The sequence below is a fragment of the Shewanella sp. DAU305 genome, assembly GCF_026802235.1.
Lineage (GTDB): Bacteria > Pseudomonadota > Gammaproteobacteria > Enterobacterales > Shewanellaceae > Shewanella > Shewanella baltica.
The window spans coordinates 3,127,656-3,150,418 of record NZ_CP113808.1 but is presented as its reverse complement, the minus strand read 5'-3'; the positions used below and the strand labels follow the sequence as shown (position 1 = coordinate 3,150,418).

Genomic DNA, 22,763 nt, shown 5'->3' with positions numbered 1-22,763 from the left:
GCTAATGCTCAGCTTACCAATGCTAGGCTAGCGTGAACTTCTTTTTCACCTTAGCCCTGAGTAATAACCAATTCAGTTGTTTCGCCGCCGCTTTAAATTTTGTTAAATGCGCTTGATAGGCATCAGCCGGTAAATCTTGATACTTCAGCGCCACATAACTTTGGGTAAAGGTGTGCATTAGCGCACAAAGCAGTGGTGCACTGTGTTGGTATTGCTCGATAATCTGCTGCGCAAATTGGTTTGGCCCATCACTGTCATTACGCTTAATACCATGGCGGGCGAGGCGATTGCAGATCTGTTGATAGCGGGCGCTGATAAGATCGCCCTGAGTGCTAAAATGTAATAGCCCAGCACTGTAGGCGATATAGAGCACGATAAGGCTGATACATAGCCCCATAAATACCGCGATTTTAGTGTTAGTTACATCTCCTAAGATGCCGCTGAGCACTTGATTCTGCCTATCTTGATTGAAACCCAATACCCACACGCTCCAGTAATAATCTATGCTGGCAAAACGTTGCCTTAACTCATTGAGCCAAGGCATAGATTTAAAGCGTAAGCTACTAAAAGGACTTTCCTGCAGGTAACTCAGCGCGGGATCAAACTGGGCGTCGAATCCTTGTTCGATTCGATCGGGCGCCACCATAGCGGTCGGATCGAAACGTACCCAACCTTCACCTTCGATCCAAACCTCTGCCCATGCGTGGGCCATATATTGATACACGCTGTAGTAACCCGCTTGCGGATTAAACTCACCGCCCTGATAGCCTGTAACCATACGCGCGGGTAAGCCTGTGGCCCGCGCCATAACAATGAAGGCTGCGGCATAGTGCACACAAAATCCGGCTTTGTTTTCAAATAGAAAATCATCCACTTGCTGCGGCCCAAGGGGAGGCGGCGTGAGAGTGTAGAAAAAAGGCTCGGTATTAAAGTGGCGCATCATGGCCCACAATCGTGGCTTAGGCTCGGGGTACTGAGTCTTGAATTGCTCGGCCAGCACCCAAGTTCGTGGATTACTGTTACTTGGTAGTTCGAGGTTAATCTGCCTTTGCCGCGCAGAGAGCCTAAGATCCATCTTCGCCTTGGGCCAAGACTCTACTTGATAACTCATTCGCTGATCGACATTGCGCAGTGCTAACAGCCGATAATCAGGCATATTGACCACACTATCATCTTGGCTGTAGGCGACATCGAGGCCAAATAACCACGGCTGGTGGCTCGGCTCAGCAATCACTTGGTAACGAATACTCGGCTTATTGTTTTGCTTGCCTTGTTTTGCAGCATCTTGACCTTCGCTGTCTATCGAAGCGGGGCTCTTTGTTAAATCAGGGTTATAGTTCACAGAGTCAGGACTCGTGACTGTCGAAGCTGGATTATTAAGCATCAAAGCGGGGCTTGGCCGTGAGGGCGGAAACAGCAGCGCATCTTTTTGCAGCTTTTTAATGCCTTCCTCCTGACGCCAAGTCATACCGTCATAGTTTTCCATCACCAGAGCGCGCCAATATAACTCAGCATTAATGGGCGCCGCATTGGTAAAACTCGCCCTAAAGGCCAGTTCGGTCGAACGGGTGAGCTTGCCGATATCACCAATGGCCAGACTATCGGACAAGCCCGTTTGCGCTTCTTTCATGTTGGGCACTAACCAGAGCGGCGCAAAACGCGGTAACACTAAAAACAACAGCAGTGCGAGGGGCACACTCTGGAGTAAAAATTTACTACCGAGCCATGCCGTGTGTTTTAGGGAGTGTTTATCTTGATACAAAGTAACGAGTACGCAGGTATTGACCAGCGTTACCACGAGTAAATGCGCGGTATTAAGCAGGGATTGATGGTCGATAAAGGTCAGCGCGATAATAAAATAGCCCGCGAGGACGACAACGCGCACATCCCTTTGATTACGCATTTCAATGTATTTTAAGGCATAACCTAACAGCAGCAGATTCACTAGCGCATTGAGTAAGCCTATTTCCTTTGAAACGAGTGCCAGTGTGGTTGCGGCGCCGATCGCAAGACTGGTCACCAAAAAACGCGGCGGCTTTGCCACTTTGCCGACATAAATCCCCACACGCCACAGCAAACAAATTGCGCAAATGCCTAAGGTCCAAGGCGTGGTCTTATCAAATAGCGGGCTCAGTACGGCGATATTGGTGATCAATAACCAAAATAAAGTCTGACGGCTGATGTTATCGCCAATTTGCGGTGTCGTGCTGCTGGCCGTTAATGTCATGCCTGTTCCCTCGAGGTCGGGATATGACGTTTCTTGCTGGTGGTTTTAGCCGTTTTATTTGAGTGCTTTGCCGCTGATGACGAATTAACGGCTGACGGCGCTAGCTGTGGATACAAGGCAAGGGCCTTATGGCAGGCGATTCTATGGTTATGACCGATAGAGGGCGCGATCAATATATCCTCGCCCATTGGTGTTTGCAGATGTAGGCCAAAATATTGCTCGAGTTGCGTGAGTTTATTGATTTGCCAGCTTAATTGACTCAACTGGGTTTCGAGCCGTTTAGCATCAGGTCTGAGTCTTAACCAGACGGGATCGCCTTGGGGCTGCTGGAATTCTTTACTCAACATACCGCGACCCTGCGCCCACTGTTTCCACGCCACTTGCTTGAGGGACTCGCCGAGCACATGGGGTTTAAGTCCTTTAAACTCATCGATGCCTGACACATGTTTACCCGCCAGTAGCAGGGGATCTTGCTCCGACTGAGTATGATCAGCCTCAAGCTGTAGCGGCGCTTCAATCGGCTGGGCAAAGACTAAGTGACTAATGGCCAAATCCACATGGGACCATGCGCGGCACAGCCCTAAGGGATAAAAGGATTCAATTTTGAGCCGCCCCGGTGACACTTGGCCCCGCTGATGATATTCGAAGGGCACGAGCGCTTGCTGTTCATCTGTACCGACGTTCTGCACTGTATAAGTGTGATTATGCGGATAGTTAAGCTGAATATTATGGCCACTGTGATGCGTGCTGATGAGGACAGGAAAGGTTAAGGTTTCGCCCGCATAGACTTCGGGCGGCGTCATGGCGCGTAAATGTAGACCAGCAAGATTTTTGTAACTGTAGAGAATACAGGTATTAAAGAGGCTTAGGAGTAAGATGCTAAGGCCAATGACTAAGTTATTTTGATAGTTAGTGCCAAAAAGATATAAGAGTAAAACCAACCCGAGCCAAACTAAGCCAAAACCACTCGGCAAAATAAAAATGCTGCGATGGCTTAAGGTGATTTCAGGACTCGGTGGCAAACGCCTTGCTAACCAACGCTGCCAAATCGGTACTAGAGTCGGAACGAAAGTAGGGCGTATCAGTCGTTTCACTTCTGCATCACTTCCATGGTTGAATGGCTTGCTTTAATGCCTAGGTTAACTGCTCGATTAACTGCATGCCTTAGCAATATTGTTCATGACAGCGGTTCATCACATGATGGGGTTAACGCTCGCCAGAATTCGCTCGGATAAGGCTTCACCCTGTAATTGGCTACTGGTTCTGAGTCTGTGCTCCGCCACGCAGCAAAAGACCGCTTGCACATCTTCGGGAACTAAATAATGTCGGCCCGCTAAAAAAGCCCATGCTTTAGCGGCTTGCAATAGGGCTTTGGTAGCGCGGGGCGATAAACCCACGCTATCACTTTGGCTGCGAGAAAAATTCACTAAGGCCAGAATGTAATTGAGTAAAGCATCGGAAGCACTGACCTTGTCGCATTGTTCTTGCAGTAGCATCAAGGCCAGTGGCGTCAGGCATTGGGGCAGTTGATCTAAGGTTAAGTGGTTATGATTGCTCTTCAGCATCGCAAGTTCGGCGTCGTGGCTCGGATAACCAATTGACAGACGCATCATAAACCGGTCGAGCTGCGATTCTGGCAGTGGAAATGTGCCGGATTGATCGGTGGGGTTTTGAGTTGCGATCACAAAGAAAGGATTAGGCAATCTGTGGGTGATGCCATCGACGGAGATTTGTTGTTCTGCCATCGCTTCAAGCAAGGCGCTTTGGGTCTTAGGGCTGGCGCGGTTAATTTCATCGGCCAAGATCATCTGCTTAAAAATCGGCCCTGGATGGAAGATAAATTGCGCCTGATGTTTATCAAAAATCGACACACCGAGAATATCAGCGGGCAGCATGTCGCTGGTAAATTGAATTCTTTGGTAACTCAAGCCCAAGCTTTGGGCTATGCCATGGGAAATACTGGTTTTACCCATGCCGGGTAAATCTTCAATCAACAGGTGGCCGCGGGCGAGAATGCAGGCCAAAGCAAGCCGAATTTGCCTAGGTTTGCCCAGTAACACTTGTTCGAGTTGTTGTAGTAATTCGCTGATCCCAGATTGTGCCACGGGCGACTCCTAATACATTTAAAAGCGTAACTGAAAGTGCATGCGAAAGCAGATAAGCTTAACCACTATGGCGGATCATCGCCTGCTTATCCAGTGGCATTTCTAGTGCGAAATCAATTACTCGACTGAATGACGTTTAGGCTTGCGTGTGCTGGTGGCGCAAAGTCAAAGGGCGGCGCGTGGATCTATGCAAGACACAGCTCTTGAGTGCGGGTGGGGCGAATAAACCAAGATTTAAACAAAAAGCCTTGGACTAAGTCGACGCCTATGTCTCGCGCAAACGCCAAGTGGGCTTCGGTTTCTATCCCTTCTAGAATGCACTGTTTGTTGGTTTGCTTGGCAAAGTTAATCAGCGCTATGAGTAACTGGACTCCCTCGGGATGCGTGATGTGGGTTAACCAATGGCGATCGAACTTGAGATAATCCACATTCATCATCAAATCGACACAAAGCATGGAGTGGGGCGCGCCAATATCATCGAGCGCCACTTGGATATTCGCTTGTTTAAATTGGCCGAATAACTGATTGGCCAGTTGAGCATCGCTAATGCAAGTATTTTCAATGATCTCGACCGTGACTTGCTGGTACTGCGATAACAGCTTTATAAGCTTGGCAGTATGTGGCCCATCGACTGCGTGGGGATCGACATTGATAAAAATTCGCTGCTGGCTGGGCGCGTGAGCGAGTTGAAATGCCTTGGCTTGATGTTCAACGGCGGCGAGCAACTCTGTGGATTCATGCAATTGCTCGAACACGATATTGGGTGCAACCGCATCGCCATTAGGTAGATAAAAACGCGCTAAGGCTTCATAGCCGTCGATGGCTAACGTATGGGGATCGACAAAGGGTTGGTATTCGCAGCTAAGTGTTAACGAGCTAAGGTTAATCATGGGCCTAATGGGAGTCTTAATGCATTAATACTAATTATTCGCATTTAATCACTCGCAGTGCAAACAAGTTTACGATAAAACGGCGTGATTGCTGAATAATTATTCGCTTTGCTAATGATTTGAATTTAGAGAATATCATTAAGAATTTTAGGCGGTTAAAGCATGAGCATTATCTTAGGGTATGCTGAAAAGTAGGAACTCGATACTGCTGAGTATCGAGTTCCATTTTAGGTTGCGACTTAGTAAGCAAACTTAAGTTCAGCTTCGCTGAATAATGGCTGCGCTTTTTGCTCCTGCGCTTCATAAATCAATCGATAGCTGAAAACGGCTTGCACATATTCACGGGTCTCAGTGAAGGGAATGGCTTCGATAAAGCCCATGGCATCGAGTTTGCCATCTGAATTTGCTAACCAGCGACGCACCCGTGACGGGCCTGCGTTATAGGCGGCGGTCGCGAGGATACGGTTCTGGTTAAACTCCTTCAACAACTGAGCATAGTAAGCACTGCCAAGGTTGAGGTTAAGCTCGGCACTATAAAGATCCTTAGGATCGCTATATCTGGCCCCATGTTTTTTGGCGGTTGCTTTAGCAGTTGCTGGCATAATTTGCATTAAGCCGCGGGCACCTACGCCTGAGGTCGCATACAGATAAAACGCGCTCTCGCGGCGACTGATCGCGCGAATCTCATCGATGTTCACTTTGTGTTTTTTACTGGCGTGCTCAAAACCTTCTTGGTGCGCCATCGGGAAGCGTAGGGGAATGTCATCCCACAACTTACCTTGGATACTGGCTTCGACGCCAAAATCATACCAGCCTTGTTCATGGGCATAACGGCCGTAACGGGCTCGCATAGTGTTGTCACTGCGTCTGAGCAGCGACATCCATTCGTAACGTGCATCGAAATAACGATCCAGCGCCATTAGCTCTTGCACGCGCACAAAACCCACATCATCGGTTAATTTTTGGCTGCTGGCGTCGACGACAGGCTCAGGGCTTTGATTCAGCGAGACGGGTTTATTTAAAAACTGTGCGGCGGCAAAACCGTAAAAATTACGTTCATTGCTGATTGTCGCCAGCGCTTTGGTGGCACTTTCTGGCGCATCTTTAGCATTCGTGCGATAGAGCCAATATTGCCAGCGCTCCTTAGCCAAGGTTTCTGGTTGCAGTAAATTTAAATAACGGGCAATGCTGCGCATGTCGTGATCGCGAATGGCCCATCTTAACCGGCGTTCAAATAAGTCGTCACTTTTCAGCTCGGCCAGCACATTGTCGACATAGCTTTTATGGCTATCATCTTGTTCGATTAAGATGCGGCGAACCAAGTATTTATCCAGTTGTTGGGCTTGTGCTGGCGTGAAACGATTAGCCTTTTGATACCGTTCATACAAATTAATCGCTTGGTCGAGATCCTTGCGGGCAAGGCGTTTTAATCCCGCCGCGACTATGTCACCCACAATCGGATTTTTATCCTTAAACTTTTCGGTATGGCGCAGGCTGTTTGGATCTTTATACACGGCGACTAAGCGCTTCGCTTCGTTATTATGGGTGGTGATTTTCTGGGATAAATAGCTCAGCAGACTGGTTTCGCCAGTCTCAAAACTCAGCATCATCCGCGCCCAAATCACATCTTGGGTGCGTTTACCCGCTTTGGTCCAAGCGTTGAACAGGGGATCACATTCTTTTGGCCGTGAACTACCAAAGACCCAAAGTGATTGCGCCGCCGCATAGGCGGTTTTTATCTCGCCCTTGGCGAGTTTTGCCTCGTAGTAATAACATTGCAGGCGGATGTCGGAAGGGACATCGGGACTTATTGCAAGATAATCACTCCAGCGTTTTTGGGTGCCCGCATTGTTTAAGTATTTAGACCTTAACCTGTTGTACATAGGCGTAGTTTGATATTTATCAATGAGATTTTTTGCCGCAGCGCCATGCAAACCATTGAGATCGCCGATGTCGATATCATGGTCTAAGTAAATCGCCAGCGGATAATCGCCCAATTTTGCCCGTAGGGGTTTATAAACTTCATAGTCTTGTTTCTTTAAGGCTTTTTCGGCCTCAAGGAAGGTTTTCTGCGTTGGCGTTAACGCGAATGCAGAAGGGGTATTCAAGGCGCCTGCGAGCAATATTGCGCTGGATATAACCACATTCATCACGGCTTTGCACATGGAGCGTTTGCCTCCGGGCATCAAGGTATCAATCGACATGTCCGTATCGATTCAAGGTTATTGGCGAGTGTTCAACTCTTTCAATCAATTAGGTCTATTAACTTTGTTTAACGAATCAGTGTATTAACTCAATTTATCAACTCAATCTATCATTTTGGGCATTATGCGGGTTCGAGTTCTGTGTCCTTAGGATCGCGCGTTGGCGGCAGCGTTAGCTCAGCGTCATCATCCTGTGTGTCGTTGTCGTCTTGGGCTTCATTGAGTGCTTTTTCTAGCAGCATTTTATCCAGCTGTTTACTGGTATCGACCCCGAGTTGCTGCATTAAGTGGGCTTGACGCACTAGGTTGCCCTTGCCCGATGACAGCTTGTTCATGGCGCTGTGATAGGTTTTTTCGGCGTTATCTAAGGCACGACCGAGTTTTTCCATATCTTCAATATAACCACATAACTTGTCGTAAATTCGACCCGCTTGCTTAGCAATGGTTTGCGCATGTTGGTTTTGATATTCGTAGCGCCAAATATTGTTAATGGTGCGCAGGGCTACCAGTAAATTCGTCGGGCTTACCAACATGATATTCTGCTCAAGAGCGAAATTCACTAGGCTAGGATCATGCTCTAACGCCAGTAAAAAAGCTGGTTCAATAGGAATAAACATCAACACATAATCGAGACTCTTAAGGCCATGCAGATGCTGATAATCCTTTTGACTCAAGCCCTTAATGTGACTGCGAATCGAGATCACATGCTCATTAATCGCCTGTTGGCGCAGGGCGGGATCTTCACTGTTGAAGTAGCGCTCATAACTGACCAAGGACATTTTAGCGTCGATGACCACGTCTTTATTTTCTGGCAGATGCACAATCACATCCGGCTTAAAGCGCTTACCGTTGTCGTCCTTGAGATCTTGCTGGGTATGGTATTCATGGCCTTCACGTAGACCGCTTTCCTGCAGCACGCGATCGAGGATCACTTCACCCCAGTTACCTTGCTGCTTGTTATCACCCTTGAGCGCTTTGGTCAGGTTGATTGCATCTTGGCTCATCTTCAGATTGAGATCCCGTAGGTGCTCAAGTTGATGTTTAAGGGCGCTGCGCTCGGACTGTTCGTGGGTGTAGGATTCACGAATTTGCTGTCTGAATCCTTCAAGCTGTTGTTTCAATGGCCCAAGAACGCCTTCGAGTTGGCTGGCATTTTGGTGCTTAAAGTTTTCGCTACGTTCTTCAAAGATTCGATTGGCGAGGTTTTCAAATTGGGTTTGTAAGCGCACTTCGGCCGATTCTAGGCTGGCGATTTTATCCTGCAGCGATTCTTGCTGGGCATCGGCCTTGGCTTGAATGGTTTGCTGCATGGCATTGGATTTCGACAGGGCCAATTGAATTTCTAACTGACGGCGCTGGCTGTCATTCAATTGTTGCTCTAAGGTGGGGACACGTTCGGCTAAGGCCTCGGCTTTACCTAATTGTTCAATTTTGAGCTCAAGGCGCTGTTGGTATTGGCGCAGTTGCGCCTCTTTGTCATCAACCAAAATCTGCTGTTGTGCTAAGGATAATTCAGCATCTTCATTCACTTGACGCATCTCTTGCTCAAGTTGATCTTTATGTTGTTGCCAGCGTTGGCGGGTGAGTCTTTGGTTGAGCAGGGCACCGATCAACAGGCCTAAGAAGGCGATGGCGAGAAGGCCGATGATTTCGGCGATGGAAAAAGATTGAGAAAATGGCATGATCAATAGCACTCCTTTAGCTTTGGCGCTTAGGTTCGCATGCCGCCCAATAGGCTTCAAGCCCTTTAATCAACTATATCTGCGCTTAATGCTTGAATGAGCAAGTCTTATACGTTTAAGGTGAATTTATTCACGGGTGGAAAGTTTTTCTGGCTTTTACCTGTCTATATTAAAGTGAGCATAGAAGTGAGCGATACAGACGAGCGCCAGATAAGCTTTTATCGCGACTCGGTGGCGTTAATTATTAGATGGTAGAGGTGTCAATTGGCTAAACATTCCCGTTTTACCCCAGGTATTCTTAAAAAAGCGCAGTGGCACATGCAAGACAACCAAGTGACGCCCGAAGCGGTGTTTCGCTCGCGCCGGCAGATAGTGAAAGCCATGGGGCTTGGTGCTATCGGCGCCAGTGTGCCCGGCTACGTACAGGCCGGCTTGTTCGATCTGTTTGGCGATCAGCCTAAGTCCTCATTTATCACTACGCCACTGACCTTCCAAACTAATAAACAATACGGTGATGCTGATGTGTTAACCCCGTTAGATAAGGTGACGCAGCATAATAATTTCTACGAATTTGGTATGGATAAGCAAGATCCCTTCAATAATGCCCAAGGCTTTAAAGTCGATCCTTGGCAACTGCGTATCGAAGGTGAAGTTGAACGGCCCATGACCTTAGATTTTAATGATCTGACTAAAATGTTCCCGCTTGAGGAGCGTAACTATCGCCTGCGCTGCGTTGAAGCTTGGTCTATGGTGATCCCTTGGGTGGGGTTCCCGCTGGCGGCATTATTGAAAAAAGTTGGCGTCACCAGTAAGGGCAAGTATGTCGCCTTTGAAACCGCCTTCGATCCCGAACAAATGCCGGGGCAGAAGAGCCGATTAATGGGGGGAGGTATTCATTATCCCTATGTTGAAGGCCTCATGATAGCAGAAGCTATGAACGATTTAACCTTAATGTCGGTGGGTTTGTACGGTAAAACCTTGCCACCGCAGAACGGTGCGCCCATTCGCTTAGTGGTGCCGTGGAAATATGGCTTTAAGAGCATTAAATCAATCGTGCGAATTCGCGTCATGGATAAACAACCGCCGACCAGCTGGAATCAGCTTGCCTCACACGAGTATGGATTCTATGCCAACGTTAATCCGGCGGTGGATCATCCGCGCTGGTCGCAGGCCACAGAGCGTCGTATCGGCGAGGGGGGATTGTTTTCAGCAACCCGCATCGATACCCAGCCGTTCAACGGTTACGGCGAGTTTGTGGCTTCACTGTATGACGGCATGGATCTGAGGAAAAACTATTGATGATTGGTTTGTTGTTTGGGGATTCGCCATTAAGCGGGGACGACCTATGTTGAGATTAACCGCTAAGCACTTGTTTTGGCTAAAGGCGTTATTTCATTTGCTGGGTGTAGTGCCCATCGTCTACCTTGTGCTCACTGTGGTGCTTGGCCGTGCGGGTGGCGATCCCGTGCAGCACATTATTCACTACACAGGCATAGGCGCATTAAATGCCCTAGCGGCGACCTTGCTGATCTCACCGATTGCCAAGTTGACCAAACAAGGGCTGTTGATGCAGACCCGCCGTTTAGTGGGGTTATATGTGTTTGCCTATGCCACTTTGCATATCTTGGCCTTTTTTAGTTTAGATCTGTTGTTTGCTTGGGAATTACTGTTTAGCGAGGTGGTAAAACGGCCGTATATTTTAGTCGGCGCAGTGGCTTATCTTATCGTCACCGCTTTGGCGATAACTTCGTTTAAAGCCTTGATGCGAAAGATGGGACGTCGTTGGCAAACCTTGCACTATGCGGTGTATTTAGTCGCGATATTGGCGCCAATCCATTTTTACTGGTCGGTAAAATCAGAAATCATCGAACCGAGTCTGTATATCGTAGGTTTTAGCGTGTTATTGCTATGGCGCACGCCTTGGCTTAAGCGCATCCTTAGCCGTAAAGGGACGAGTAAAACCGTGAAAAAGACGACCAGTGGACAAGATAAAACGTCGATAAAATCAGCTTAAACGCATAGTGCGAGCGGTGAATCGTTGGCTTGTTTTACGTTTCTTTGTGCCTAACGCAAGATATAAATTATAAAAACAAAAATGCCGAATCAAGATTCGGCATTTCTCATTTAGCGAACTGTTCTGCTCAGTTAATCTAGCTCAGTTAATCTTCTTGCTCAGGTGGCAAGACTTAACCTAAACCTTGGGTCGCTGATTTCATTTGAATGAACTCAATTTTATAACCGTCTGGATCTTCAACAAACGCAATCTCAGTGGTACCACCTGCGACAGGACCAGGGGCGCGAGTCACTTTGCCACCGGCTGCGGCAATAGCAGCGCAACGGGCGTAGATATCTTCATCGCCAATCGCTAAGTGGCCAAAGCCTGTGCCTAAATCGTATTTGTCAGTGCCCCAGTTATAGGTCAGTTCAACCACGGCTTGGCCTGTGGATTCTTCACCGTAACCCACGAAAGCTAAAGAATATTTGTACTCTGGATTTTCAGAGGTGCGAAGTAGTTTCATGCCGAGCACTTCAGTATAAAAAGCAATACTGCGTTCTAAGTTACCGACGCGGATCATAGTGTGTAATAGTTGCGACATAGGTCCTCTCTCTAAATAGATTCCGGTGGGGAGTATATCAAAAATGTCTCTGCGCATGACCACAAATCTCATCCATGGTGTTTTTATCACACTTGATCAATTCGATTGGTTAGGATAGGAAAACGCTGGCTGTCGACGGGCGAATTTGCGGATTGTGATAAGAAAATTGCCGATAAATTGGCTGTCGCTCACAAAACACAGAGTCAAACATGGGATTTTACCGCGAGGTTGACGATAATACAGCCATACCAACTAGGAGAGTGAATGATGAACACCGAAGTTAAAATGGCCTTAGGTACTACAGTTGTAATTGCTTTATTTTTCAGCGCGTTCTTTGTTTCAATGTTTTAACGACTAATATTAGTTTGAGTTAACCCAGCTCCAAGTTAAGCAAAAAAGCCGCTATTGCGGCTTTTTGTTTGTCTGTGATTTAATGCACGTAAAACTTAACAAGGATTTGAAGGTGATATTTAGCGAAACTGAAATAGCATTAATTGCATCGGCTAAGCGAAAAGTACAGATGGCGCAGAAAGTGCGATTAGCTGTGATTGCATTAGTCGTGCTGGGTACTGGACTGACGACATCTGGTTTGTGGGTCAATGAGTTCGCCATTTATATGGCCTTTGGACTCGTGGTCTTTGCAGTGGCCTTGCCGCAATTTGGGCAAGGGCCGAAATATGAAGAGTTAGTCAGTTTGCTCGAGAAGAAAAGCCAAGGCTAACTCGCTTGGGTTTACTCTTCAGGATAAATTTTTTCTTTAAATTCGCACAAGTCTTCAATGATACAGCTGCCACAGCGGGGTTTGCGCGCAAGACAAGTGTAGCGGCCATGCAGAATAAACCAGTGATGCACATCGACTTTAAATTCCGCAGGCACGACTTTCAGCATTTTATCTTCCACTTCGACCACGTTCTTGCCGGGCGCAAATTTAGTGCGATTAGCGAGGCGGAAAATATGGGTGTCAACGGCGATGGTTGGCCAACCAAACGCAGTATTGAGCACCACGTTTGCCGTTTTGCGGCCAACGCCAGGTAGAGACTCTAGGGCTTCGCGGTTTTCTGGCACTTCGCCATTGTATTTCTCAATTAAGATCTCACAGGCTTTGATCACATTGATGGCTTTGTTGTTATATAAGCCTATGGTTTTTATGTATTGTTTTAAACCATCGACGCCAAGAGCATAAATGCTTTGGGCCGTGTTCGCCACAGGAAAGAGTTTGTCCGTTGCCTTGTTGACGCTCACATCCGTCGCTTGGGCGGATAAGGTCACTGCGACTAAGAGTTCGAAAGGACTGGAAAAATTGAGTTCGGTTTCAGGTTTCGGATTGTTATCGCGAAGACGGGTGAGGATCTGGATGCGTTTTTCTTGATTCATGTACGATTCCTGCGCGGTTGTTGGGTTCAGCTCGTCATTATCAATATCAATAGGGTATTAGTGACGATTGAACGAGCTTGAAACCTAGACCTGCTGATTTCCTATGCTTTGAGTTCTTATGCTGAGTGCTTATGCTTTGATATATTATGTTTTAATTCCAGTCGCTTAAGTGCGCTAGGCGCACATTAAGCGTTGAACACCATACTCAGTACTATGCTGGAATTAAGCCTTTATGTTGAAAGCCTAACCAACCTTAGTGATGCGCGCACGGGTGACACTTGGCTCGGCAGCGACTTGAGGCTGGCGTTCTTTCACTTTTTTATCAATCACATTTTTCAGTGCAATCAATAGTCCCATGACTATAAATGCGCCTGGTGGCAGCATAGCAAGCAGGAAGGGAGTATCGACTTGCCATAAATGGATGGTTAAGGATTTCGCCCACGGGCCGAGCAGTTGATCGGCGCCATCAAACAGTGTGCCTTGACCTAAGATTTCCCGCGTTGCGCCTAATACGGTCAGCACTAAGGTAAAACCGAGTCCCATCATCAGACCATCGAAGGCAGCGCTAAAGGCGTTATTACGCGAGGCAAAGGCTTCGGCGCGACCGATAATGATGCAGTTGGTCACAATCAACGGTAGGAAGATCCCAAGGGATAAATACAGACCGTAGGCATAGGCATTGATGAGCAATTGCACTGTGGTCACTAACGCGGCGATGATCATCACAAATACTGGAATACGAATTTCTTTGGGCACATAGTCGCGCACCAGTGACACTAAAATATTAGAGCCAATCAGCACCAACATAGTCGCTAGGCCAAGCCCTAGCGCATTCGTGATCGTCGCTGTGACCGCAAGCAGCGGGCACAAGCCTAATAGTTGCACTAGGCCAGGATTATTCTTCCACAGACCTTGCCAAGCAATTTCGCGATAATTAGTCATGGTTAGCCTCACAATTTAGTGGCTGGCTGAAAATTTGCGCTTGGTTATTATTGAAATATCCTACTGCGTTCTTGACTGCTTTGACATAAGCACGCGGGGTGATAGTTGCGCCAGTGAATTGATCAAAATCGCCACCGTCTTTTTTAACCAACCATTGTTTATCATCTGCCGATCCTAACACTTTACCGACAAACTGAGAGACCCAATTGGATTTACGCAGATCGATTTTATCACCAAGCCCAGGTGTTTCTTGGTGGGCTAAGGTGCGAACACCGAGGACTTCACCTGTTGTTTTGATACCCACAATCAATTTGATGTTGCCGTTATAGCCATCGGGCGCAATAGCTTCAATGGCGATGGCCACAGGTTTGCCTGCACTGGTGGCTATATAGGCGGGCATTGGGCTGTCGGTTCCTAATGCGTCTTTATCCAGCAGCAAAGTACATTGAGCCGTTAGCTCGTTATCGTGCATCTCATCAGGGATTAATTGATGTAACACTCGCATTAATTCCTGCTGTTCTTGCTGCTTAATTTTATCAACAGTTTGTTGATTGACTGCGGCGACGAGCCCAGTGCAAATCAAAGCAAACAATGCCAATAAAAAACCATTTTTAATCATCGGATTTTTCAACTTTTTATCCTTAAGCTCTCGTTGCCCGCAGAATGATGTTATCGCTTAGCATGACCTTAGCTCGTTGAATGGCCATAGGTGCGTGGACGCACGTAATAGTCAATAAAGGGCGCACAGAGGTTGGCCAGTAACACGGCAAAGGCGAAGGCGTCAGGGTAACCGCCTTTCGTGCGGATGATATACACCAACACACCAATTAACGCGCCAAAGATAATGCGACCACGGGGACTGGTTGCGGCTGTAACGGGATCGGTGGCGATAAAAAACGCCGCTAACATGGTCGCGCCAGAAAACAGATGCATCAGTGGACTGGCTTGGGTATCGGGTGACAGTAAGAAACCGATACTCGATGCCACAAAGAGGCCTAATAACACGCCAGTGCTGATGTGCCAGCGAATGGCTTTAAGTTTAAGTAACACTAAACCGCCAGCAAGATAGGCCAAGTTGACCCAGAACCAACCTACGCCTGTGCTGCCATCAAAAATGGCTTTGGTGAGACTTTCTGTGGTGGTTAATCCCATGGATAAATCGGTTTTGAGGGTATCGAGTGGCGTCGCCATTGTCATGCCATCAATGCCTAAACGGAACTGCTCCATATTTACGTGCGCGCCAACATTGAAGATAAGTTGCAAGCTTTCAACAAGGCTGGGTGAATGCAGTGCGACGGTGCTCGGTGCTATCCAGGTGGTCATTTGCATTGGGAACGAGACCAACAGTAGCACATACGCCGCCATCGCAGGGTTAAACAGGTTATGGCCTAAGCCACCGTAGAGGTGCTTAACTATGACGATCGCAAAGGCGGTGCCCATGACGATCATCCACCAAGGGGCGAGGGGCGGAATGGCGACACCAATTAAGATGGCGGTCAGCATGGCGCTGTTATCGCTAAGGCTTGCTTTGATATTGCGATTGCGAAGTTTCATCACAGCGGCTTCGCAGCTTAAGGCGACGAGGATCGCCAGCAGGACTTGCACAAGTGTGCCCCAGCCAAAAAAGGCACATTGCACGACAAGGCCCGGCAGTAAACATAAAATCACCCTTTGCATGACCGTTGAGGTATGCAAGTTACGCGTTACATGGGGTGATGAGGCTATTTTAAACGCCATTGTGTTCCCTTTTAATCATTCTGTTCTTAATCATTAGTCACACTTGAGTCGCTCGAAGCGTTGGCTTCTTGGGCGAGTGCCGCTTTTTTGGCTTTCGCCTTGGCGATAGTCGCAGCAATCCGCGCTTTTTTAAGCTCATCACTGGATAACGGCGCCGTTTCAATGGGCTCTGCAGTGGATCCCACCGATGGTAAAACGGCTTCGGGTTCAGTTGTTGCAGTATCAAGCGTTGCTGCTATCGAGGGCGATGCCACGTTATCTTCAGTTTGGAGCTCGTCAACGGACTCTATTTCAGCATCAGTTTTAGACTCTGCTGATGCAGCTGCTATTTTCTTCGCTTTAGCACGAGCAACAGCGGCGGCCACTTTGGCCTTTTTAATCGCTTCAGCGTCGTTAACGCTAACGTCAGTGATGCTAACTTCAATATCAGTAGCGACTGCATTAACAGCGGTTTCTGCATCAGCATTCACATCTGCTTGAACGCTAGCTGTGGAATCAACTGCTGGAGTCGCGGTCTGGCTTAAACAATTTTCAGTATTTGTCTCAGCTTGTTGCGCGGTTTTTTTCGCTTTAGCACGGGCAACCGCGGCGGCTACTTTGGCTTTTTTAATCGCTTCAGCATCATTAACGTCACTAACGCTAATTTCAGTATTGCTAACTTCAATATCACTAGCGGCGGTTTCTGCTTGCTGCGCCGCTTTCTTAGCTTTGGCACGAGCAACGGCTGCTGCTACTTTCGCATTTTTATCATCGTCAGCGCTGAGTGCTGGTGTGCTATCAGCTGTTTCAGTAGATTCAAGCGGTGCAGTATCGGTTTGCTGAGCCGCTTTTTTGGCCTTGGCGCGCGCAATTGCCGCAGCGACTTTGTCTTTCTGGGATAAAGGCGCTTCCTGCGCTATCGCATCTGTTGCTGAGATGGAGTCGTTTGCATCAACATTCACCGCATTGTCTGTTTTAGCACTGTCAGTTTCAGCACCATTGGTGTCAGTGCCATCGGCATTTGCTTGTGCAGCTTTTTTCGCTTTAGCACGGGCGATGGCGGCGGCAACGGCGGCCTTACCTTTTGGTACTTCCGTGGTGTCAGTTGTTGTGACGCTTGACTCTTCGGTAATTGATTCGCCAGTGACAGCTTGTGCCGCAGCAGCTTTTTTCGCAGCGATACGGGCCATGGCTTCGGCGACGGCATTTTTATCTGTGCCTGTCATGCTGGCTTGTCGGCGTTCAGTCGCCTCTTTTGCCTTAGCTTCACGGGCCAGTTTTTCTTCTTCAAGACGCGCTAAGCGGGCATCGAAGCGCTGTTTGGCGCGCTCTGCTTGCTGCTTCTCATCGGCGGCTTGTTTGAGTGCTGATTTGGCAATGCGGTAATACTCGACTAATGGAATATCACTCGGGCAAACGTAACTACAACAACCGCATTCAATACAATCCTTTAGATTGTAACTGGCGGCTTTATCATATTCTTCGGCCTTGGCGTGCCAAAAGAGTTGTTGTGGCAACAAGAGTGCAGGGCAGGCAGTGGCGCATTCGCCGCAGCGGATACAGGCTTTTTCTTCGGGCGAGCTACCAATTTCTTGGCTGCTTGGCACCAGAATGCAGTTTGTACCTTTTAAAATAGGCACTTGGATATTCGCTAACGCATGGCCCATCATAGGCCCGCCAATAATCACCTTTTGGTCAGGCTCTGGCGTGAATTCAGTTGCAGTCAGTACGTGATCAACGGGCGTGCCTATCGGTAACCAGTAGTTCCCCGGTTTGCTGATATTTTTGCCTGTCACAGTCACAACGCGTTCAATCAGCGGCTTGCCTTGGGTGACGGCTTGATGAATTGCATAGGCAGTACCAACGTTATGTACCACGATACCGAGTTTGGCGGGAATGGCGCCCGAGGGCACTTCGCGGCCAGTAATGATTTGAATTAACTGCTTTTCACCGCCAGATGGGTATTTGGTCGGGATAACCGTTACCCGAATGCTGCCCGCTGGGAGTCCGCATTGGCTGACAGCTGTTTGCATGGCTTTAGCCGCTTCAGGTTTATTGTCTTCAATGGCGATAACAATGCGTTTTGGCGTTAATAGCCGATGAATTATGCCAATACCTGCGAGGATATCTTGGCTGTATTCACGCATTAATCTGTCATCGGCGCTGATATAAGGTTCGCACTCGACGCCGTTGATGATGACTAAATCGATTTCACTGACGGGATTAAGCTTGATGTGAGTCGGAAACGCTGCGCCGCCCATACCTGCAATACCGGCTGAGCGAACCTTATCAACGATTTGCTGATGGCTTAAGTCATCAAGTTGATTTTGTACCAACTCGCACCAGGTGTCTTTGCCATCGGCTGCGATAACGCAAGTGTTAACCGGCAATGCAGAGGCATGGTTGCTCGCCCTTGGTTCGATAGCAACAATAGTGCCCGATGTTGGCGCATGCACAGGTAAATGCCAAATCGAGGTACCTTGCGTTAGTGGCGTGCCTTTTAAGACGCTATCGCCAACCTTCATCGCAAGCGTACAGTTTTCACCGACTTGAGGGACGGGCACTAAGTACGTAGAGGCTAATGGCAGTTGGCCAATCGGCGTCGCGTTGGAGAGGAATTTGACTTCGGGAGGATGTATTCCACCGGGTGAGCGCCAAAGGGTTCCTTTATCTAATTGATCTAATAAAGTTAACACCGCTTTTCCTCTTCAGACTTTGTCTCTTGAATATTGGTTTCTTGAATACTGTTTTCTTGGATGAGCGTCACTGGGATAGCATTTAAGCGCCAGTTCCAATTTTTAAGATTTGGGGTGACTGGGATCATATCAATACAATCGACAGGACAAGGCTCAACGCAGAGATCGCAGCCCGTGCAGTCGGTTGTAAGCACGGTATGCATGAGCTTTCCTGCACCGATAATCGCATCCACAGGGCAGGCTTGAATACATTTAGTGCAGCCAATACATTCATCTTCGCGAATGTAGGCGACTTTTTTTACTTGAGATTGTGCTTCGGCATTCAGTGGCTCTGGCTCGACGCCCATTAGGGTCGCCAGCTTTTCCATGGTGGCTGTGCCGCCAGGGGGGCATTTATTGACTTTATCACCATTGGCAATGGCTTCAGCATAGGGACGACAACCTGGGTAACCGCATTGACCGCATTGGGTTTGTGGCAGAATTGCTTCTAGCTCATCGACAATCGGATTGCCTTCGACCTTGAATTTAAGGGCGGCAAAACCGAGCAATACCCCAAAGACTAATGCCAATAGGGTCAACAATATGACTGCAATTAAAATTCCGGACATCTTACTTAACCAATCCTGTGAATCCCATAAAGGCGAGTGACATAAGACCTGCGGTGATCATCGCAATCGCCCCGCCTTTGAAAGGTAAGGGGACATCGGCGGCCGCTAAACGCTCGCGCATCGCCGAGAAGAGAATTAACACTAATGAGAAGCCTAACGCAGCACCAAAGCCATAGATAGCCGATTGGATAAAATCGTGCTTCTCATTCACGTTTAATAAGGCTACGCCCAATACCGCGCAGTTAGTCGTGATAAGCGGCAGGTAAATTCCTAAGGCACGGTGCAGAGCGGCACTGGTCTTTTGCACGACCATTTCAGTAAATTGCACCACAACGGCAATCACTAAAATAAAGCTCATGGTTCGCAGATAGCTCAGGTCAAAGGGTAATAACAGATACTGGTTGACGAGATAACTGAGAATAGAGGCTAACGTCAGCACAAAAGTGGTCGCCATAGACATGCCAATAGCGGACTCCAATTTGCTGGAGACCCCCATAAAAGGGCACAGGCCTAAGAATTTCACTAAAACGAAATTGTTGACCAGCACTGTACTGATCAACAAGAGGAGATATTCAGTCATCCTAATACTTTTCTAAACGGATCTTGGCCGTATTATCGACTTTTCCGTATGCATAAACAACATATAGAATGCAGGGTTAACCATCTTTACTGTAAATTTTGGCGATGAATTAACCCGTTAAAGTATTAAATCTGATCTGTAATGGCCATGGCTTGGGGTTGTGCGATGTAATAGCCCTGCAATCCATCGACTAAGAGTTTTTCGAGGGTTAATTTTTCTTCTTGGCGTTCGACACTGGTTGCGATGACCCGAATGCCAATTCGTCTGGCGACATCCACCATCATACGCACAAAGAACTTATTATTGCTGTCTTCATCGATGTTAGACGTGTAGCTGCCATCGAGCTTAATGTAGTCGGGGCGCACTTCGCTGAAGAATTTGAAGGAGGTAAAGCTCATGCCAAAACGCTCAATCGACACCCGTGAGCCAGCACTGTGTACTTCGCGGACAAATTTATAACTCGCCCCTAAGTTAGACTGCATGCCGGACTCATTGATCTCAAATACTAAGCGCGATGCTATGTATTTTTGCTTACCTAATATGTCTTTTAGCCAAGCGACAAACATGTCTTGATGGGCTGAAAATGCGCTGATATTGATACCAAAGTTACCAGAAATAGTCGGGTTTTCCTTAAGCATTCTTAATGCACTGATCACGACCAGTTTATCTAATTCTGAGCTCATACCGTGACGTTCAGCCATAGCAATCACTGTGGTGGTAGGTAAGAACTTGCCTTCGCTATTGTAAAAGCGCGCCAACAACTCACGGTAAACTTCTACATCGGTACGACAAGGCTGAATAGGCTGTTGGTAGAATTTCAGTGCTTGGCGAGTCACTAAATCATGAATCGCCATCTTCCAACGATCGTCACCAAACTGTTCATCCCCATTGAGTTTTTCTTGGATATGATAGCTATTGGGGCCAAGGGTCTGAGCTATGCTGACCGCGGTATCGGCAATTGTCAGTAAATTTACCGCTTCTGTACCTTGGCGATAGGGGACTAAGCCTATATGGGCGACGGATTCTGCATTGGTCATCTGCTGATATTCATCGAGGTAAATTTTTAACTGGTCTAAAAATTTCGGTGCATCTTTTAGCATGACATCGGGAATAAACACCGCAAAATCGGCACTCGATACCCTAAAATATTCAGCATCTGCATATTTGCTACAGGCTTTTCGGATGCAATTGGCCACACTCGAAAGATAATCATCACCCGCGGAACGGCCTTGTTTTTGATTAATGAGGGTCAGCTCGGTCGCTTTAACCATCGCCATCAGCCCAAGTTGAGGAATATCGGGATGACTAATGGTTTCTAATTTTTGGGTAAAACGTTGGCGACTACCAAAACCTGTGACGGCATCTTGATAGGCGGCCTTATGCAGTTTTTCATTTTCTTGATTGAGCTTATCGATTTGGGCTTTAAGTTGCAGGCGACATTCTTCGAGGGAGATACCAATAGGGGTGAGCTCGCCAGTCAGTTTCGATGCTGCGACGGCAGAAAAGCCTAACTCTGGTATTTTTGAAATATAATCAGCAGCATAACGTACTGCAGCCCTAAGCTTCGACATTAATAGAATAAACACTAACAGCAAAATAAGGTAAGTCGCTAGCAACATGGCGCCGAGTTTTTCAGTGTTACTAATTGCAGTATCAATGGCTTGGTTTGCACTGAGCTTGACCTGTAAACGACCCGATGCCAATTTTTGTGTGTGGCTGAGCTCGATGGAAAATAGACTCGCTAAAGGGTGGGGATGTTGACTGTCTAAGCTTCCTTCGGTATGGCTCAGTTGGCCGTCGGTATCATCAATATATTGGAAGAACTGGAATGAGTAGTTTTCAGAAAGTTTTTTAAAGAGTTCTACACCGTTACCCTGCCATTGTTGGTAGCGGCTTAAGTTAGATTTAAAGCTATCGAGTTCTTGCTGCTGTTGGACTTGCAATTGGCTGTTTTCGCTTTGATACACCCAAGCAAAGAGACCTAAGAAGATAAGCAGTAAAAAAACTGGATATGATTTTGACATGGCCATAAAAAATCCGCTCTAGATATAGGTGAGTTCGAACAAGATAAGTTTAAGTTAGAAATACTTAAAAACCGCTATCTGTGTGATGACACTCATAAATTTTTCTTAATAAGCTGATAACAGTGTAACTGCATTTGCTTAAAAACAAAACGGAAAAGAATAGCTTAGCAAGAAGTAACTAGATGTAGAGAATTGGAGTTTAAACGAAGAAATATTGGCTCCCCTGACTGGACTCGAACCAGTGACATACGGATTAACAGTCCGCCGTTCTACCAACTGAACTACAGGGGAATCGAAGTGTGATATTACTATCAACTGTATTGAGATAACGCTTTAAAAGTGGCTCCCCTGACTGGACTCGAACCAGTGACATACGGATTAACAGTCCGCCGTTCTACCAACTGAACTACAGGGGAATTGGGTGCGATATGGCTATCGACTTAAAACTTGCTTAAATTGGCTCCCCTGACTGGACTCGAACCAGTGACATACGGATTAACAGTCCGCCGTTCTACCAACTGAACTACAGGGGAATCGTTTTAAAACAGCAGTGTAATAGTGTAATTGGCTCCCCTGACTGGACTTGAACCAGTGACATACGGATTAACAGTCCGCCGTTCTACCGACTGAACTACAGGGGAATCGTTTACAACTTATCTTTACTGCTTTGTCCTACTTTACTTGCCTTTACTCAGTGTTGAAATTGGCTCCCCTGACTGGACTTGAACCAGTGACATACGGATTAACAGTCCGCCGTTCTACCGACTGAACTACAGGGGAATCGTTTCACACAGTCGTAGCGACTCGTTGAGAACGGAGCGCATAGTAAAACGCTCTGTGGGATGAGTCAACTCGAGTTACTAAAAAAAGTGTAATTATGCTGTTAAGTGCTCATCTAATGTGCATCGTGGTGCAGAATTCGACATTTTTAGTGAAAAACCACTTAACAATTCGCAATATAGCTTTGAACGACGCCATCGTTTGCGGAGTGAAATTTCTATGAAATTGAAATCACTCGTTAAAAAATAAGCACTTTTTAGAAATCAGCCGAGCTTAAGGCCAATGAATAGGCTTAAACAGCTTAAAGCTGAAGTGCCGCCAGCTATCGCTTCGGGTTT

General features: G+C 47.3%; 18 protein-coding genes and 5 tRNA genes. 3 read left to right on the top strand and 20 right to left on the bottom strand.

Annotated elements, in window-relative coordinates:
* Positions 1-22: 22 nt before the first annotated feature.
* From OX890_RS13315 to rmuC, 6 genes are all read right to left on the bottom strand, one after another.
* The gene (locus OX890_RS13315) at positions 23-2,227 is read right to left on the bottom strand and encodes a transglutaminase TgpA family protein (RefSeq protein WP_268649370.1); all 2,205 of its coding nucleotides are present in this window, start codon (positions 2,225-2,227) and stop codon (positions 23-25) included.
* A complete protein-coding gene (locus tag OX890_RS13310) occupies positions 2,224-3,321 on the bottom strand; it encodes a DUF58 domain-containing protein (protein ID WP_268649369.1) in 1,098 nt (365 codons plus the stop codon). The genes OX890_RS13315 and OX890_RS13310 overlap by 4 nt, the downstream gene beginning before the upstream one ends.
* 99 nt (positions 3,322-3,420) lie before the next feature.
* A complete protein-coding gene (locus tag OX890_RS13305; protein WP_268649368.1) occupies positions 3,421-4,332 on the bottom strand; it encodes an AAA family ATPase in 912 nt (303 codons plus the stop codon).
* A gap of 185 nt (positions 4,333-4,517) precedes the next feature.
* Entirely contained in the window at positions 4,518-5,222 is a 705-nt protein-coding gene (locus OX890_RS13300; RefSeq protein ID WP_268649367.1) for an EAL domain-containing protein, read from the bottom strand.
* Positions 5,223-5,461: 239 nt separating this feature from the next.
* Positions 5,462-7,387, bottom strand: coding sequence for a transglycosylase SLT domain-containing protein (locus OX890_RS13295; protein ID WP_268650613.1), 1,926 nt, complete (start codon positions 7,385-7,387; stop codon positions 5,462-5,464).
* 161 nt (positions 7,388-7,548) lie between these two features.
* Positions 7,549-9,108 carry a DNA recombination protein RmuC gene (gene rmuC, locus OX890_RS13290; RefSeq protein ID WP_268649366.1) on the bottom strand — a complete coding sequence of 520 codons (1,560 nt, stop codon included), beginning with the start codon at positions 9,106-9,108 and terminating at the stop codon, positions 7,549-7,551.
* Positions 9,109-9,372: 264 nt separating this feature from the next.
* Between rmuC and msrP the strand changes: the two genes are divergently transcribed.
* Both msrP and msrQ read left to right on the top strand, forming a co-directional pair.
* Entirely contained in the window at positions 9,373-10,407 is a 1,035-nt protein-coding gene (gene msrP / locus OX890_RS13285) for a protein-methionine-sulfoxide reductase catalytic subunit MsrP (protein WP_268649365.1), read from the top strand.
* Between the two features lie 46 nt (positions 10,408-10,453).
* Positions 10,454-11,122 carry a protein-methionine-sulfoxide reductase heme-binding subunit MsrQ gene (gene msrQ / locus OX890_RS13280; protein WP_268649364.1) on the top strand — a complete coding sequence of 223 codons (669 nt, stop codon included), beginning with the start codon at positions 10,454-10,456 and terminating at the stop codon, positions 11,120-11,122.
* Between the two features lie 172 nt (positions 11,123-11,294).
* Here msrQ and gloA read toward each other — a convergent pair whose 3' ends face one another.
* Positions 11,295-11,705, bottom strand: a complete 411-nt coding sequence (gene gloA, locus OX890_RS13275) for a lactoylglutathione lyase (RefSeq protein ID WP_006087315.1) — start codon at positions 11,703-11,705, stop codon at positions 11,295-11,297.
* Between the two features lie 463 nt (positions 11,706-12,168).
* Here gloA and OX890_RS13270 point away from each other — a divergent pair, with 463 nt between their 5' ends.
* A complete protein-coding gene (locus OX890_RS13270; protein WP_268649363.1) occupies positions 12,169-12,426 on the top strand; it encodes a hypothetical protein in 258 nt (85 codons plus the stop codon).
* Positions 12,427-12,437: 11 nt separating this feature from the next.
* Here the strand turns inward: OX890_RS13270 and nth are convergent, their stop codons facing one another.
* The 13 genes from nth to OX890_RS13205 all read right to left on the bottom strand — a co-directional run bounded on the left by nth (position 12,438) and on the right by OX890_RS13205 (position 22,425).
* On the bottom strand, positions 12,438-13,079 hold the full coding sequence (gene nth, locus OX890_RS13265) for an endonuclease III (protein WP_006081537.1): 642 nt from the start codon (positions 13,077-13,079) through the stop codon (positions 12,438-12,440).
* 243 nt (positions 13,080-13,322) lie between these two features.
* Complete coding sequence (locus tag OX890_RS13260; RefSeq protein ID WP_006081538.1) at positions 13,323-14,021, bottom strand: electron transport complex subunit E; 699 nt, start codon at positions 14,019-14,021, stop codon at positions 13,323-13,325.
* Positions 14,014-14,652, bottom strand: coding sequence for an electron transport complex subunit RsxG (rsxG, locus tag OX890_RS13255; protein WP_268649362.1), 639 nt, complete (start codon positions 14,650-14,652; stop codon positions 14,014-14,016). Before rsxG ends, OX890_RS13260 begins: the two co-directional genes overlap by 8 nt.
* Before the next feature lie 56 nt (positions 14,653-14,708).
* Positions 14,709-15,758: an electron transport complex subunit RsxD gene (gene rsxD / locus OX890_RS13250; protein WP_268649360.1), complete on the bottom strand. Its 1,050-nt coding sequence runs from the start codon at positions 15,756-15,758 to the stop codon at positions 14,709-14,711.
* Between the two features lie 26 nt (positions 15,759-15,784).
* A complete protein-coding gene (gene rsxC, locus OX890_RS13245; protein ID WP_268649359.1) occupies positions 15,785-18,433 on the bottom strand; it encodes an electron transport complex subunit RsxC in 2,649 nt (882 codons plus the stop codon).
* On the bottom strand, positions 18,427-19,041 hold the full coding sequence (rsxB, locus tag OX890_RS13240; RefSeq protein WP_006081542.1) for an electron transport complex subunit RsxB: 615 nt from the start codon (positions 19,039-19,041) through the stop codon (positions 18,427-18,429). Before rsxB ends, rsxC begins: the two co-directional genes overlap by 7 nt.
* A gap of 1 nt (position 19,042) precedes the next feature.
* Positions 19,043-19,621 (bottom strand): electron transport complex subunit RsxA, encoded by a 579-nt coding sequence (gene rsxA / locus OX890_RS13235; protein WP_006081543.1) that lies wholly within the window; start codon positions 19,619-19,621, stop codon positions 19,043-19,045.
* 125 nt (positions 19,622-19,746) lie between these two features.
* Positions 19,747-21,651, bottom strand: a complete 1,905-nt coding sequence (locus OX890_RS13230) for an EAL domain-containing protein (protein WP_259541209.1) — start codon at positions 21,649-21,651, stop codon at positions 19,747-19,749.
* A gap of 209 nt (positions 21,652-21,860) precedes the next feature.
* Positions 21,861-21,936 (bottom strand) — tRNA-Asn (locus OX890_RS13225).
* A gap of 49 nt (positions 21,937-21,985) precedes the next feature.
* A tRNA-Asn gene (locus OX890_RS13220) sits at positions 21,986-22,061 on the bottom strand.
* A gap of 41 nt (positions 22,062-22,102) precedes the next feature.
* Positions 22,103-22,178, bottom strand: a tRNA-Asn gene (locus tag OX890_RS13215).
* 32 nt (positions 22,179-22,210) lie between these two features.
* A tRNA-Asn gene (locus OX890_RS13210) sits at positions 22,211-22,286 on the bottom strand.
* 63 nt (positions 22,287-22,349) lie between these two features.
* Positions 22,350-22,425, bottom strand: a tRNA-Asn gene (locus tag OX890_RS13205).
* Positions 22,426-22,763 lie beyond the last annotated feature (338 nt).